15 protein-coding genes are annotated in these 15,582 nt (G+C 66.4%); 5 read left to right on the top strand and 10 right to left on the bottom strand.

Features of this window, described 5'->3' with window-relative positions; genetic code table 11:
* Positions 1-3: 3 nt before the first annotated feature.
* Positions 4-363, top strand: a complete 360-nt coding sequence (locus C0J29_RS33780) for a DUF3253 domain-containing protein (RefSeq protein ID WP_231513381.1) — start codon at positions 4-6, stop codon at positions 361-363.
* 42 nt (positions 364-405) lie between these two features.
* Positions 406-954 carry a thioredoxin family protein gene (locus tag C0J29_RS14745; RefSeq protein WP_065049387.1) on the top strand — a complete coding sequence of 183 codons (549 nt, stop codon included), beginning with the start codon at positions 406-408 and terminating at the stop codon, positions 952-954.
* Between the two features lie 9 nt (positions 955-963).
* On the opposite strand, the gene C0J29_RS14740 is transcribed toward C0J29_RS14745, so the two are convergent.
* Positions 964-1,842, bottom strand: coding sequence for a universal stress protein (locus C0J29_RS14740; protein ID WP_065049385.1), 879 nt, complete (start codon positions 1,840-1,842; stop codon positions 964-966).
* A gap of 219 nt (positions 1,843-2,061) precedes the next feature.
* Between C0J29_RS14740 and C0J29_RS14735 the strand changes: the two genes are divergently transcribed.
* Positions 2,062-2,904 (top strand): universal stress protein, encoded by an 843-nt coding sequence (locus C0J29_RS14735; protein WP_174814843.1) that lies wholly within the window; start codon positions 2,062-2,064, stop codon positions 2,902-2,904.
* Between the two features lie 11 nt (positions 2,905-2,915).
* Here the strand turns inward: C0J29_RS14735 and C0J29_RS14730 are convergent, their stop codons facing one another.
* From C0J29_RS14730 to C0J29_RS14690, 9 genes are all read right to left on the bottom strand, one after another.
* On the bottom strand, positions 2,916-4,565 hold the full coding sequence (locus tag C0J29_RS14730) for a sensor histidine kinase (RefSeq protein WP_174814899.1): 1,650 nt from the start codon (positions 4,563-4,565) through the stop codon (positions 2,916-2,918).
* Positions 4,566-4,800: 235 nt separating this feature from the next.
* Positions 4,801-5,463, bottom strand: a complete 663-nt coding sequence (locus tag C0J29_RS14725; RefSeq protein WP_065164470.1) for a response regulator transcription factor — start codon at positions 5,461-5,463, stop codon at positions 4,801-4,803.
* Positions 5,464-5,630: 167 nt separating this feature from the next.
* Positions 5,631-5,837 carry a hypothetical protein gene (locus C0J29_RS14720; protein ID WP_242460438.1) on the bottom strand — a complete coding sequence of 69 codons (207 nt, stop codon included), beginning with the start codon at positions 5,835-5,837 and terminating at the stop codon, positions 5,631-5,633.
* Between the two features lie 191 nt (positions 5,838-6,028).
* The gene (locus C0J29_RS14715) at positions 6,029-6,847 is read right to left on the bottom strand and encodes a universal stress protein (protein WP_065164472.1); all 819 of its coding nucleotides are present in this window, start codon (positions 6,845-6,847) and stop codon (positions 6,029-6,031) included.
* Between the two features lie 4 nt (positions 6,848-6,851).
* Positions 6,852-7,634, bottom strand: coding sequence for a universal stress protein (locus C0J29_RS14710; RefSeq protein WP_065164473.1), 783 nt, complete (start codon positions 7,632-7,634; stop codon positions 6,852-6,854).
* Position 7,635: 1 nt separating this feature from the next.
* On the bottom strand, positions 7,636-8,799 hold the full coding sequence (locus C0J29_RS14705; protein ID WP_065164474.1) for a site-2 protease family protein: 1,164 nt from the start codon (positions 8,797-8,799) through the stop codon (positions 7,636-7,638).
* A 29-nt stretch (positions 8,800-8,828) separates the two neighbouring features.
* Entirely contained in the window at positions 8,829-9,467 is a 639-nt protein-coding gene (locus C0J29_RS14700; protein WP_120794733.1) for an SRPBCC family protein, read from the bottom strand.
* A gap of 101 nt (positions 9,468-9,568) precedes the next feature.
* Positions 9,569-10,975 (bottom strand): wax ester/triacylglycerol synthase family O-acyltransferase, encoded by a 1,407-nt coding sequence (locus C0J29_RS14695; RefSeq protein WP_065164475.1) that lies wholly within the window; start codon positions 10,973-10,975, stop codon positions 9,569-9,571.
* A gap of 14 nt (positions 10,976-10,989) precedes the next feature.
* Positions 10,990-12,144 (bottom strand): alpha/beta hydrolase family protein, encoded by a 1,155-nt coding sequence (locus C0J29_RS14690; RefSeq protein WP_120794732.1) that lies wholly within the window; start codon positions 12,142-12,144, stop codon positions 10,990-10,992.
* Between the two features lie 315 nt (positions 12,145-12,459).
* On the opposite strand from C0J29_RS14690, the gene C0J29_RS14685 reads away from it, so the two are divergent.
* Together C0J29_RS14685 and C0J29_RS14680 are read left to right on the top strand one after the other, a co-directional pair.
* Complete coding sequence (locus C0J29_RS14685; protein ID WP_371872392.1) at positions 12,460-14,316, top strand: AMP-dependent synthetase/ligase; 1,857 nt, start codon at positions 12,460-12,462, stop codon at positions 14,314-14,316.
* A gap of 109 nt (positions 14,317-14,425) precedes the next feature.
* Positions 14,426-15,559, top strand: coding sequence for an Rv2629 family ribosome hibernation factor (locus C0J29_RS14680; protein ID WP_065164478.1), 1,134 nt, complete (start codon positions 14,426-14,428; stop codon positions 15,557-15,559).
* The last annotated feature ends 23 nt before the right edge of the window (positions 15,560-15,582 follow it).

Genomic DNA, 15,582 nt, shown 5'->3' with positions numbered 1-15,582 from the left:
AACGTGGTTTTGACTGGCGACGTGGCTCAGCAACGACGGACCGAACTGCGCAGGGCCATCGACGACGGCACGCCGCAGGCACAGCACGCCGAGGTGGCCCTGGGTGACGGACCGGTCCGGCAACGACTGGAGTCCGCGATTCTCGCCCTGGCCGAGCTGCGCGGGCCGCACAGCAGCACCTGCCCCTCGGATGCGGCCCGGGCCGTCGGCGGCGAGAAGTGGCGTGGGCTGATGGACGAGGCGCGCGCGATCGCGCGGGAGCTCGCCCAAGCCGGCCGCGTGGAAATCACGCAACGCGGGGACGTCCTCGATCCCGCCAGCGAGTGGCGCGGGCCCATCCGCATCAGGGCCGTCGGGCGCTGAACGCTCGCCTCGTCGCGCCCGTGCCGGACGTAGGCTGTCGGAATGGCCATCGAATCGACAATGCTCGAGCTGGGAACTCCCGCACCGCAGTTCGCGCTGCCCGAGCCCGCGACCGGCGCCACCCTCAGCCTCGCCGACCTGACCGGGCCGGCGTTGGTCGTCACCTTCATCTGCAATCACTGCCCCTACGTCCAGCACGTCGCTGCCGGCCTCGCCGAACTGGGCCGGGACCTCATCGAACGGGGGGTGCCGATGGTCGCCATCTCCAGCAACGACGTCGTCACGTACCCACAGGACGGTCCCGATCAGATGGTCGCCGAGGCCGAACGCCACGGGTGGAGCTTCCCGTACCTGTATGACGAGACCCAGGACGTCGCGCGTGCGTTCTCGGCCGCCTGCACCCCAGACACGTTCGTGTTCGACGGTGACCGCCGACTGGTCTACCGGGGTCAGCTCGACGATTCCCGGCCCAAGAACGACCTACCGGTGACGGGGGCCGACGTGCGTGCCGCGGTCGACGCGGTCCTTGACGGACGGCCCGTCGACCCGAACCAGCGGCCGTCGATCGGCTGCGGCATCAAGTGGCGGTGAGACCGGCCATCAGGCAGGGTGCGCCACAATCACCGGCGCCCGTACCGCGTGCACGACACCGTTGCTGACCGACCCCAGGAGCATGCCGCTCAGGCCACCCCGGCCGTGGCTACCGACGACGACGAGCTGCGCGCCCTCGGATTCTTCGATCAGGGCGCGACCGGGATGGTCCAGGACGATCACCCGGTTGACTTTGACGTCGGGGTAACGCTCCTGCCAGCCCGCCAGGTACTCGGCGAGGTTGCGCTCCGCTTCCTCGCGCCATTCCAGCCAGGGCAGCTGGTAGACCGCCATGTCGCTCCACGCGTGCACGGCGGTGAGCGCGACCCCGCGACGTGATGCCTCGTCGAGGGCGATGGCCAGCGCGACCTCAGAAGTCGGCGAGCAGTCGATGCCCACCACCACCGGGGCGGTCTTGGACTGCGGCAGCCAGGAGGCTTCCTCGCGGATGATGGCGACCGGACACTTCGCACCGTGCGCCACTCCCGAGCTGACCGACCCCAGCAGCACCCGCTCGACCGCGCTGCGTCCGGTGGAACCCAGCACCACCATGTCGGCGTCGCGAGACATCTCGACCAGCGTGGGCACCGGCGCCGACGCCTTCACCTCGCTGCCGATCGCAATCGCCCGGTCCGTCGACAGCGCGTCCTCGGCGATCTTAACCGCGTGCTCCAGGAGTTCGCTGCCATCATCCTTCTGCCACAACGCAACTCCGGCCGACGTCGGCACTTGCGGGTACGCCGGCACCACCGGGTTGTACATGTGGACCAAGGTCAGTGGGACGTGCCGCATCGCTGCCTCATGCGCGGCCCAGAACACAGCGGCATTCGACGCGGCTGATCCGTCGACGCCGACGACGACGCCATAACGTGTCACGGTGGTAGACATGATGTCCTCCCTCAGGCGCCTGACGTGACGCCCTGACTATGACGCTATTGCCCCGGAGGTCTCCGGTCTCGGGCCTTAAGTCCTCTACCGCACAGTCGTGAGACCTTCGTCGGGTGACCCAAGCCCGCTGTGCCCCAGGCCCGCTCGGGACCAAATCCGCCCCACCAGATGCCAAACGGCCCTGCCGGCAATCCCACATCGCCGAATAGCGTCTGCGCTATGGACCACACCGAATCCCCGGGGTCGATTTCCCAGGGGTCGATTTCCCCGGGGTCGATAATCGTGGGAATCGACGGGTCGGAGGCGGCGATCAATGCCGCCCGATGGGCCGTTCCCGAGGCCTGCGCCCTCGATGTCCCACTGCGTCTGGTCTATGCCGTCACGCCGCCGCCGCCAGACGCACCGCCGGGTGAGACCGATCTGGACACCGAGTACGGCGAGACAGCACTGCGCGCGGCCTGCGCCGCGGCGCATGCGACCGGACAGCCGGTGAAGATCGAGACCGACCTGGTGATCGGGTCACCGGCCCGGGTCCTGATCGACGAATCACGCAGTGCGGCAATGGTTTGCGTCGGTTCGGTGGGTATCGGACGGCTCGCTCGCCGGGTGCTGGGTTCCACCGCCGAAGAGGTTGCGCGCGGCGCGCGGTGCCCTGCAGCCGTCATCCGGACGAACCGCGGCGCCGCGACACCCGACGCCGGGTCGATCGCCGTCGTCGTCGACGAGTCCCCGGACAACGATCTGGTGCTCCAGCACGGCTTCCGAGAGGCAGCGCTGCGGGCGGCACCGATCCTGGCACTAGGTGTGTGGCGCTGGGGATTTGGCGAGATTCCCTACTCCCAGCTGGAGCATCGGCTGGGCAGGTGGGTGCAGCAGCACCCCGATGTGCATGTCCACCCGGCCGCCGCCCGAGACGGCGTCGCTGAATTCCTCAGCGAAACACAAGAACCCGTGCACCTTGCGGTGATCGGCGCGGCCGACGCGAGCAAGGTCGCCAGGATGGTGGGACCCCTCGACCCGCATTTCGGGCACGCCGGACGCTCGGTGCTTGTGGTGCGCTGACTGCAGACGAATCAGTCCACGGGCAGTGGCACCGTCCAGTGGACCCGGGTGCCGTCGCCCGGCGAACTCGTGACTTCGCAACTGCCACCTAGCTGTTCGGCGCGATGCTCGAGATTTGCCAAACCACTGCGCCGGTGGTTGTCGACAGGAACTCCGCGGCCGTTGTCGCTGATCGTCATGGCGAACATATCGGCGGCGCTGACCTCGACCGTCAGTCTCGACGCACCGGCATGCCGGATGACATTGCTGATCGCTTCTGTGGCAACGGCTTCCGCGTGTTCGGCAAGCTCACCGTCGACGGCGGCCATGGGGCCGTCCAGGTGCACTGTGGTGTAGATGTCCCGGTCGTCGGTGAGATCCGCGACGATTCGCTGCATGCGGTGCCGGAAACCGCCCTCGGCGCCCACGGGCAGTTTCAGCTGGAAGATCGTGGTGCGGATCTCCTCGATGATCTTCTGTAAGTCATCGAGCGTGCGATTGAGCCGGTCGGCGACTTCGGGTGAGCGGGCCCGGGCCAGGGTGCCCTGCAGATCCATTCCGGCGGCGAAGAGTCGCTGGATTACGTGATCATGCAGGTCATGGGCGATCCGTTCCCGCTCCGCCAGGATGGTCAGCTGCCGCGCGTTCTCCCGGCCCGACGCCAGCATCAGCGCGATCGCGGCGTGCGTGGCGAACTGACCCACCAGGTCGAGGTCGCTGTGATCGAACGGCGGCTGGTAGGCGTCGCGGGCCAGGGCCAGCACCCCCGCCGTCTGATCGTGGGCCCGCAACGGCATGACGATCGCCGATCGCTGCCCGACGTCGGTGAACGCCTGGATCGGGTAGCTCAGCGATTCGGTGATCAGCGGTTCGCCCGAGCGGAACACGGCCCCACTGGTGGAGCCGTCCACCGGAACCCGCTGCCCAAGCACCTCATCGGCGTGCTTGCCGACGGCGGCAGAAACCACCAGCGTCTCTACTTCGTCGAGCGGCAGATCGCTGTCGGTCGGCACCAGCACGATCCCCTGCTCCGATCCGGTGAGCGTGCGGGCGCGCTCCGCGATCAGTTGCAGCGGGTGCCGATGTGATTTGTCGCCGGACAACAGGGCGGTGGTGATCTCGCGACTCGCCTCCATCCACTTGACCGAGGTCCGCTCGCGTTCGAACACCTGCGCGTTGTCGATGGCCACCGCCGCGGCGAATGCCAGTGCGCGAGCGGCGAATTCGTCAGATTCGGTGAACACCCGGCCCGGGTCGACGTGGGTCAGGTAGAGGCTGCCGAACACCACCCCCCGGATCGTGATCGGCACCCCCAGGAAGGCGCGCATCGGAGGATGATGCTCGGGGAATCCGACGGCCGCCGGATGGTGGGTCAGGTCCTCGAGCCGGAGCGCCGGTGTCTCGACGAGAGAAACACCCAGAACCCCTTTGCCCACCGGCAGATGCCCGATCCGGTGGGCGTTTTCATTGTCGATGCCGGAGTGCACGAACCTGAGCAACGTTCCCTCGGGATCGCGGACCGCGAGCGCGCCGTACGGCGCCGACGTCAGTTCTCGGGCGGCCTGGATGATCCGGCCCAACGTGGCGTCGAGGTCGAGATCGGAACCGATCTCGACGATGACACGGAGCAGCTGTTCCATCTGGTCGCGCGCCGCCAACAACTCGTCGAGTTGCTGATGCATCCTGGTCACCAGACCAGGCTGACCGAGCCCAGCAAATGCGGACCCATGCTCGTCTTTGCCCACCCGAGCAGAACCTCCAAGAGGATTCTTGGCCTCCGGCGGTGCACAACACGCCCGATACCGCTGATTAGCTTAATCGCCTCGGCGTCAGGCAGCCACCGCTCCGTCAGCCTGTCAGACTACGGCCTTGGACCTTGTCCAGGAGGCGCAATGGAGGGTCGAAAAACGAAGATTTCTAGCGGCCGTGCGGCGGTGTTCTCGGACCGGCCTCGGTGCCCAATTTGGAGGCGAACACCGCTGCCTGGGTGCGCCGCTCCATGCCGAGTTTGGACAGCAAACGCGAGACGTAGTTCTTCACGGTCTTCTCGGCGAGATACATCCGGTCCGCGATCTGCCTGTTGGTCAGACCTTCACCGAGGAGGCCGAGGAGCGTCCGCTCCTGCTCGGTCAGGGCGGCCAGCGGATCCTTCTTCTCTTCACCGCCGCGCAGCTTCGCCATCAGCGCCGCAGCGGCGCGGTTGTCGAGCAGCGACTTGCCCGCCCCGACTTCTTTGATCGCCCGGGCCAACTCCAGACCCTTGATGTCTTTGACGACATAACCGCTGGCACCGGCCAGAATCGCTTCGAGCATCGCTTCATCGGAGGTGAATGAGGTCAGCATCAGGCAGCGCAACTCCGGAACGGCGGAGAGCAGGTCACGGCAGAGTTCAATGCCGTTTCCGTCCGGAAGTCGCACGTCCAGGACAGCCACATCGGGCTGCAACGCCGGGATCCTGGCCATGGCTTCAGACACCGACCCCGCTTCGCCGATCACTTCGAGCTCAGGGTCGCTGCCAAGAAGGTCGACCAGGCCCCGCCGAACGACTTCGTGGTCATCGACCAAGAAAACCTTCACCATTTTGCGAATTCCTCCCTGGCTACCCGTGCGAAATCACGCTGAAAAGCAGCAGGTCAGCTTCTCTCATCATGGCTCGCGCATCGCCAGTTTAAATCCAATGGCACCGCATACGCGCTTTCCGGCGCGCCGACTGGGCGCCGGTGGCCGAATAGCGTTTCAGGCGTCGCTCAATTAGCCGGTGTTCGCCGGCCCGGCGCATTGGCCAGACCCGAGCGGGCAGCGTTGCCGATGTGGACCATTACCCGGTCCAGGACCAGGTCGTAGGCGTCACCGTCTTCGACCAGGCAGTCGAGCCCCCGGCGATGCAGGAAGCCTTCCAGACGTCGATCGAGCGTCCAATCGATGTACGCGCTGTCGGCGTATGCCGATCTCATGAATTGGCGCGCAAGTTCATCCGCGCTGGACGCAGTCACCAACGACCGACCTCCAGTTTTGGCAGCCATTTTCACTCTCCTGCGGGCCCCGACACCCCTCGACAGCAACAGGCATACTCATCCTCACGATGATTGCGCCGCCCGCATAGGGTCCGAAGTCCCCTCGTTGGTCTCGAAGCGGTCGCCGTCTTTCACAGGTTCGGACGATCCACGATCAACAGCGAACAGTCCGCGTGGTGCAGCACCGCACTACCGGCCGGCCCCAGAAGTCGGGTCACCTCGTCGTGGTTGCGGTGCCCGATGACCACCATCCGCACGTGTCGGCCGTGACCGGCCAGGTAATCGATGAGACTCCCGGTCGACACCGCGGCTTCGACGTCGACATCCGGGTAGTGGCGTCGCCACCGTTCCAGTCGGCGGTCGGGATAGTCGCATCCGGCGCGCTGCCCATGGGTGATGGCGCGAAGCGGCAGGTCGCGTAGCCGGGCCTCTTCCAGGGCGGTCCGCATTACTGCGTCGGAGTCGGCGGACGCGTGGGAGTCCACGGCGATCCAGTGCTCCTCGCGTCGGGCCCGGTCACCGTGACGGCGGATCACGGCCACCGGGCAGTGTGCCGACTGGGCCACCGCCGCCGCGGTGGAGCCGGCCCGCTCCGGACGGAAGTGGTGCAGACCCACGGCACCGACGCACACCATGGCCGCCGACGCCGATGCTCGCGTCAGGGCGACGATCGGCCGTTCCTGGGCGATCTCGATCTCGATCCGGACGGGCTGCTCCGCCGCCTCGGCGGTCATGCTCGCATAGCGGACGGCGTTTTCTGCGATCGCGAGTTTGCGGGCCGCCCGGTCCGGTGGAACCTCCGCGAAGTCGTCCGGTTCTATCGCGTACAGCAGACGCAACGGGATATCCCGCGCGACCGCTTCATCGACCGCCCACAGCGCGGCATCGATTGCCGCCCTCGAGCCATCGATCCCGACGACGACGGACGGGTGGCCGGCCGGCACATACATTGCGTTACCCGCGGACGACGAGCACCGAGCACTGGGGGTGTGCGAACAGCGCATGGCCGGAGGGGCCGACCAGCCGCGCCAGCTGATCGGCTTCGTCGCTGCCGATCACCGCCAGCTGCACACGCTCGTCGTTGGCGCTCAAGAACTTCGCGATGCCGGATCGTGTCGTGATCGGGTAGACGCGCACCTCGGGATTGATCTGCTGCCAGGCGTGCACCCGGCGTTCGAACTCTCCGTCGGTGTGCTCGGTCAGTTCCTCTGGGCGGCCGCCCAGCACGAGCAGAGGCGCCTGGCGCAGCTTTGCCTCCCAGGCCGCGTATTCGACGACGGCGTCGTCGTCCCGGGTCATTCGGACGATGATCCAGTTGATCGGTGGTTGTTCGGTATCTGTCCGCACGACCGCGACCGGGCAGTAGGCCTTCTCCGCGAGATCGGCTGCGGTCGAACCCAAGAGAGCGCGGGCGTAACGGCCGATGCCCACCGACCCGACGCAGATCATCTCGGCATCACGTGATGCCTCGAGCAGAACAGTTGCCGCCGGCCCACGTTGGATGTCGGTCGTGACCTCAACGGGTTTCGCGCCGGCCTCGATCGCTGATTGTGCTGATTTGAGCGACTTTTCGGCGTGACCGAGGTCGCGGGCGTAGTCGTCCGCCGATAAGTGAGTCTGGCTGATCACGGCGACCAGGTGCAGCTGCCGGCCGCGGCCTACGGCCTCATCGACACTCCACAGCGCGGCCGCGATCGCGGCCTCGGATCCGTCGATCCCGACGATGATCGGCTTCATCTCATATCTCCCTCGACTCGACCGGTGTTGGAACAGGTTCGGGACTGGCGATCCGGTACACGTCGATCAGCCGGGCGACGTCTCCCGCTGTGACGATGCCGACCGCTTTGTCTCCCTCCATCACGAGGGCACGACTGCGCGGGCCGACCGGTGTCATCCTCTGCAACAACGCATTCAGCGACTCACCCGGTGCTGCGACGGGAACGTTGCCCAGCGGCAGGGCGAATTCGCGCACCCTCGTCGTCGCGCGGAGGCCGGGCGCGACATCGCGCAATTGCCGCAGCGTGACCAGCCCTACGGTCGTCCCCTGTCGATCGGTGATCGGGTATGCGGAATGACGATCCCCGAGCACGTAGCACTGGATGAAATCCTCGACGGAGATCCAGTCCGGCGCGGTGTGCGGTTTCGGTGTCATCGCGTCGGCCACGCACATTCCGCCGAACATCTGCTGGTTAGTTGCCTGCACTTCTTCTTCACGTGCGGCGGCGAGGATGAACCAACCGATGAACGCCAGCCAGACCCCGCTGATGAGACCGCCCACCACAAACTCGGCCAGGCCCAAGGTGATCAGGACGATGGCCACGATTCGCCCGGCATGCGCCGCTCCCACCGCAGCGCGCACCCGGTCGCCGTGGCGCTGCCACAGGAAGGCACGCACCAACCGTCCGCCGTCCAGCGGAGCTCCCGGAAGCAGATTGAACAGGCCCAGCATCAGGTTGACCGCGGACAGCCACCACGCGACGCTCACCACAATCACCGCAATGTGGGCTGATTCCAACGTGATTGCCAGTCCCGCGAACGCTACTGACAGCGCCAGACTGGTTGCGGGACCGGCGACCGCGATCCGGAAAGCAGCCTTGGGTGTGGGCGCCTCGCCGCGCAACGTCGTCACACCGCCGAACAGCCACAGCGTCACGCTGTCGGTCGCCACGCCCACCCGCCGGGCGACCACCGCATGCGCCAGTTCGTGCGCGAGCAGCGAACCCAACAACACCAGCGCTCCGCACGCGCCTGCGGCCCAGTACGCCCCACGCGGATAACCCCCCACATCGTGGGGCAAGGTGGTGGCCAGGCTCCAGGTGAACAACCACAGGATGACGATGACGCTCCAATGAGCGTTCACCCGCAATCCTGCAATCCGTCCGAGCGGAATGGTGTCACGCACGGCAGACCTCCCAGGATCTACGTTGGGGCTCAGGACTTTTCAGACGCCTCTTCAAAGGCAGGGCTTTCCGCACTGACCGACGTCGCTGTGGCGCGTTCCGCGCGGTGCTTGGCGCCGAGCAACCATCCCCTGGTCCCCATCGCGATCACCGGCCTGGCCAGTTCCATCGCGAACACCTCCCCGGGGTGGCGTAACGCGATCCTGGCTCGGGCGAGCAGCCGCACCCGGTCCTCCCAGTGCGGCTGGACGTGAAACGACAACACCGCATTCCAGCTCGGGCGGGATTGCTCGGTTCGGAAGACCACGTGTTGCCCGGCAACGACTTCCTCCACCGTCAGGGTTACGCCGTCGGGCAATCCCAGCCAGCCCGCCGGCGCCAGGCGGAGCTGGTCGCCCACCGCGAGCTGCCGGTCCGATGGCTGCGATTGGTCGGCGTCATCAGCGGAACCGAACGGATTCTTCTGCAATTGCGGCCAGACCGCAGACGCCGGTGCATCGATGTAGACCGCCTCGGTCACCTGGATCGCCGGATCCCCAACCAGCGCGTCGCCGGGCAATCGCATCTGAGATTCCGCTTTGGTGGTGCCCCAATTCCGGTAGTAGCGCCGCGCACAGTAGAGCGCGCCAAGCAACGCAGTCGCCTCGGCGATATGCCTCATCTTGGTCATGAGGTCAGTTTGCGCCGATGACAGGTCATCGACGAGGGTCATTGGTCCTCGTCGGGGCCGCCAAAATGCTCCGGGTCCGTCCGGCGAACCGCGCTGAGGACTCACCCGGGGCAGGCACCCACGGCCACTTCGAGTTCGCTCAGACACGCCTCGGTCAACGGCAGGAGTTTCTCGATGTCGGGTATCACGTCAGCTCCAGCGACGAAGCCGAATCCGACCCGGTCGGCGTAGGAGCACGTTGTCACGTTGAATGCCTGGCCGTCATAGACGGTCGACACCGGGTAGATCTCGTCGACGTGGGCACCGTTGAAGTACATCTCGTCAGGTGGACCGGGCACATGCGAGATCGGCAGGTTGTATCCGGTGCGGCTCGGACGCACCAATGGCAGTAGCGGCGGAATCACCGTCGCGGCAACACTTCCCGCGTTGGTCAGTAACGAGGCCGCCGATCCACGGTCGGCCACCCAGCGTTTTCCCGCCGCCATGGAGCGGTGAATCAGCTGCAGGCGGGCGGCCGGACCATCCAGATCGGTGCCCAGCGGGCACAGCCAGAGGCCAAACATGTTGCCGGCAGCCTGCTTTGCAGCGCCGCGGCTGCGCACGGTGATGGGACACACCGCCACCAACGACCGATCCGGCAGTTCCCCGTACTCGCGCAGCCACTGACGCACCCCACCCGCCACCATCGCCGTGATCACATCGTTGGCGCTGACTCCGGCCGCTTGCTGAACGGCCTGAATGCGATTTCGCGGCCAACTGCCCGCGCAGACCGCCCGCGTGGTCCCCAGCCGACTGTTGAAGCGCGTATACGGCGCACCGAACGGCAGTGCCGTGACGTGCGAGACCAGACTGTCCACGACGGTCGCCACAGCCCCTGTCACCACGCTCTCGGCCAACCCCGCACCGGATGCGACCGTGCCGCCGAACCATCGCAGCGGCGCCGCCAGTGTCGTCACTGCCGGGCCGCTCGATGTGTCGGGTGGCGGCGCCACCGCACCGCGGTCGGCATAGAAAGGTGGCATCGAACGTTGCTCCGGGTCGGCGCTCAGTGCCTCGGCGATCATGCGCAGGCCGGCAACGCCGTCGACGACGGTGTGATGGACCTTGACATAGAAGGCGAAGCGACCGTCGGCCAGCCCGTCGATCAGATACGACATCCACATCGGCCGCGACCGGTCGAGGCGCTCCGCGTCCAGTTCGCCGATCAACCGCCATAAGCCGCGGGTGCCGTCAGACGACGTTCGGCGCTGGCAATGTTGGCTCAGATCAACGTCTTTCAGGACACGCCATACCCACATGCCCGCGGTCTCCACACCGCGGTGCGGATACCGGCGAAGCCGCCAATCGATCGGTTGGGTACCCGCGAGCGCCGACGCATACACGTCGTCGACGTAGCCGGCACCGGCGTCCGGCGGAGGCGACAGAATCAGCACCACACCGACGTGCATCGGGCTCGCCAGCAGTTCCGCGGCCATCATCGCGGTGTCCAGCGGGCTGAGCAGGTTCACATCGGCTCGGACGACTAGGCCGGTCGGGCACGCAGCTGTGCAGGTCCCTCCAGCAGACCCGACTGCTGCAGCGCCTCCCACACGAACCGCTGCACCGGTTGCGAGCGGAAGAAACCCGTGTGACCGCCGGGATACCAGACGATTTCGGGTCTACCCCAGTGCTTCCAGAGCCGATTGACCTGCTCGCGCGGATGCACCAGGCGGTCGGCGACGCCGGCATAGATGAAGCGTCCCTGCATCGGCACGCGCGGGGTCAGCGACAACGGCGACGCCATCCGCCCGATGGGTTCGGCCAGCTGCATCGTGTGACGGCGTGGGTCATCGTGGCTGAGGCCGGAGTGCCGGCCCAGCACGTCGACCAGGTCGGCCACCGGGACCCCGAGAATGGCGCACGTGAGGCCATCTTCCAGGCTGGCCACCAACGATGCGATGTAACCGCCGAGCGACAGGCTGTTCAGGCCGATCCGGGAATCGGGCTCCTGCAGCCGGATCCATGACAGCAGCCGGCGGATGTCCCAGACGGCCTGAGCCGTCGCGTGGACGTCATCGAGCACATCTTCGCCAGGAAACACCGCGCCCTTCGGCAGGCCACGCGCCCGTGGGCCGTGCATGGGCAGGACGGGCATCACGACATTGAGGCCAAGCTCGTCGTGCAGCTTCCAGGCGCGAAAGAGCGCTAAATCCAGTGCGGCACGACCCATTTCGGTCCCGTGCACACACACCAGCCAGGGTCGTGGTTGCGAATGACGGAGCAGCAGCGCGTACTCACGGGCGTTTGCGGTGTAGCTCTGCCACCGCTGCACACCGGGCTCCCCCGGGTGCGGCGCGTACTCGCTGCTGAAGAACATGCGGTAGAACGAACGCCTGCGGCCCTTCACCTTTCGGACGGTGACATCCGAGGGCGCCGGCGGTTTGACGAAGAATCCTTCCGGTGCGTCCAACCATCCCCGTTCGCCGTAGAACTCGAGTCCCGCCAGGACCTCGCGCGTGATGCGGTCGAACACGTCGGGCCGGCTGACGGGGCGACGTGCTTTCAGGCCCATCAAGACGACTTCGTCGCGAAAAGCCTGCGCCGCCAACGCTACGGTGGGCCGGGCGATGGGAAGCTCATCGGGAGGCTGGCCGAGGTAGTCGCGCCATGATTGGGCCAGATACTGCCCGGTGTGCATGAACGGCGTGGCGGCGCCTGCCAGACCGCTGACGGCTGGTACGGCCCATCCAGAAGCGCCGGGACGCTTCTGGTCGCTACTGGTGGGCATCGTCATGGCGGCACGCTAACACCTCGTCAAGACGGGGCGTAGGGACCTAGGGCCCTGCCGGGGCAGCGAAAGTCCTTGACCCGCAGGCCGATTTTCGATGTCGATATATGGGCCCGGAGTCGGGACGGATGACCAGGCCGGAAAGGACTTAAGTCACTCGCGCCGTCGGTATGGGCGTCGTAGCGTCGAAACACGGTATCGGCTCGGAAAGCACGGATGAGCGCAATGAACACACCGCTAGCCTCAATGGAGAGGCCGGACCTCAGCAAGATCGAGCAGCGTGCCCAGTCGGTGGCACACCTGTTTCGCAACCGCGTCGCAGCGACCCCGGATGCGGAGGCTTTTCGCTACCCACGCGACGACAGGTGGGAGAGCGTGACCTGGCAGCAGGTCGGCGAGCGCGTGCAGAAAATCGCCGCGGGCCTGATCGCGTTGGGAATCGCCCCGGAAGATCGCGTCGCGCTGGCATCCTCGACGCGTTACGAGTGGGTGCTTGTCGACTTCGCGGTGATGTGTGCGGGAGCGGCCACCACCACCGTGTATCCGACCACGAATGCCACCGATGTGGCGTACATCGTCGCCAACTCGGGCAGTCGCGTGGTGGTCGCTGAAAACCAGGCGCAGGTCGACAAATTGCTCGAACATCGTGGCGAGTTAACGGAGGTCAGCAACGTCGTGATCATCGACGGCGACGGTGACAGGGACTGGGTCCTGACCCTGGACGAACTCGAGCAGCGGGGCCGGCAATTGCTCGTCGACTCCCCCGACGCCGTCGATGCGCGTATCGCGGACGTGGGCCCGAGCCGGCTCGCCAGCCTGATCTACACCTCTGGCACCACCGGACGGCCCAAGGGCGTACGACTGACGCATGAGGCCTGGACCTACACCGCCGCGGCCATAGACGCGCTGAATGTGCTTGGCCCAGAGGATCTCAACTTCCTGTGGTTGCCGCTGGCGCATTCCTTCGGCAAGGTGATGCTGTCGCTGCCGCTGCAGATCGGCTTTCCCACCGCCATCGACGGCCGGGTCGAGCGCATCGTCGATAATCTCGCGGCCGTGCGCCCTACCGTCATGGGCGCGGCGCCGCGCATCTTCGAGAAGGCGCACGCCCGCATCGTCAGCATGGTCGGCGAGCAGGGCGGGCTGAAGAAGAAGATTTTCGACTGGGCCATCGCGGTCGGACTGAAGGTGTCCGAAGCCAGGCAGGCCGGCGAGAAACCGTCGTGGGGTTCTTCGCTGGCCTACCGCCTGGCGGATCGGTTGGTATTCACCACGATTCGCGAGCGATTCGGTGGACGAGTGCGCTTCTTCGTCTCCGCCGCCGCCAAACTGGATCGTAACGTCGCCCAGTGGTTCGACGCGGTCGGCATCGTGGTGCTCGAGGGTTACGGGCTGACCGAGACGGCGGCGGCCTCATTCATCAACCGGCCCAGCGCATACCGTTTCGGAACGGTCGGCTGGCCGTTCCCGGCCACTGAGGTGAAGATCGCCGATGACGGCGAGATTCTGCTCCGCGGGCCGGGAGTGATGACGTCCTACCACGATCTGCCGGACGCGACCGCCGAGGCACTCGAACAGGACGGCTGGTTCCACACCGGCGACATCGGCGAGATCGACCCCGACGGATTCCTGCGCATCACCGACCGCAAGAAGGACATGTTCAAAACCTCGCAGGGCAAGTACGTGGCGCCCTCAGCGATCGAAGTGCGATTCAAGGGCCTCTGCCCGTACGCGGGTGAGCTCATCGTCATCGGGGAGGCCAAGCCGTACTGCGTGGCGCTGGTGACGCTGGACGGTGAAGCCATCACCGACTGGGCCGCCAAGCATGGCCTGGCCGGCAAGTCCTTTGCCGAAATCGCGCGCGACGAGAAGACCCGCGACCTGATCGCGGGCTATGTCGACGAGCTGAACTCGGAGCTCAATCGCTGGGAGCAGATCAAGAAGTTCGCCATCCTGGACCGCGAACTGTCGATCGAAGCCGGCGACCTGACGCCGAGCATGAAACTTCGCCGCAAGGTGGTCATCGACAAGTTCGCCGATTGCCTCACCGATCTTTATGAGCCGGTCACGGCAGGGACTTAAGACCCCTATCGGAGGGCTTACGACTCTGCCACCGCCGGTTCGCCTTTCCTACCGTTCATACCGTCGGCGGGTGAACACGTGCTCAGCCGCACTAGTAGAAGGGGATCTCATGCTCTCAGAACACCTCCGGTGGCTGACAAAAGCAGCGGGCCCGTTTGCCTCGGTGTATTTCGACGACTCCCACGACGCCGCGGACGCGGCCGGACAACTGGACGCCAAGTGGCGCGACATCCGGGCGCACCTCGAGAATCTGGGCGCCGGTGCGGGCATGCTCGAGCGGCTCGAGGAAGCCATCCTGCACCATCAGCCGGCCGTGGGACGTCGCGGCCGCGCGGTGATCGTCACCCGTGCCCAGGTGCTCATCAACGAGCAATTGATCAGCCCTCCCCCGGCTCCGATAATCCGCGTATCGGACTACCCCTATGTGCTGCCGTTGATCGACCACGAGATGCGGCGACCGACGTACGTGTTCGCCGCTGTCGACCACACCGGCGCCGATGTCACCTTGTACAAGGGACGCACGACGAGTTCGACCATCGTCGAAGGTTCCGGCTATCCGGTGCACAAACCGGCCACCGCAGGGTGGAACGGCTACGGCGACATGCAGCACACCACCGAGGAAGCCGTCCGGATGAATTGCCGCGCGATCGCCGACAACCTGACCCATCTGGTCGACGAGGCGGACCCCGAGGTGGTGTTTGTCAGTGGTGAGGTCCGTTCCCGCGCCGGTGTGCTGGCCGAACTTCCGAAGCGGGTGACGCAGCGGGTGACGCAGTTGCATGCCGAAGGTCACCGTGGCGACGTCAATTACGCGGAGATCTTCCGGCTGACCGCACCGGAGTTCGCCCGGCGCCACGACGTGGAGATGGCCGAGATCGCGGAACGGTTCGACGCCGAGATCGGCCGTGGATCCGGGTTGGCTGCCGGCGGTGTCGCCGCCGTCTGCGCGGCGCTGCGCGAAGGCGACGTCGAAACGCTGATCGTTGGTGAGCTGGGCGATTCGACGGTAGTCACCGGTGCGGCACTGACCGCGGTGGCGCCCGACGCCGACGTGCTCTCCGATTTCGGTGAACCGGTGGTGCGGGTCGCGAGGGCCGACGAGGCGCTGCCGTTCAGCGCTATTGCGGTGGGAGCCAGGCTGGTTCGTGCGGATAATCGGCTGACACCGGCCGACGGCGTCGCCGCACTGTTGCGTTACGTGGCGACCGACCGGCTTGCCAGCACCTCCGACGCGCGGCAGTGAACCACACGACGCCGGGGCGGTGT

Source organism: Mycobacterium paragordonae, assembly GCF_003614435.1.
In the GTDB taxonomy this organism is placed as follows: domain Bacteria; phylum Actinomycetota; class Actinomycetes; order Mycobacteriales; family Mycobacteriaceae; genus Mycobacterium; species Mycobacterium paragordonae.
This window is presented reverse-complemented; position numbering and strand designations above follow the sequence as displayed.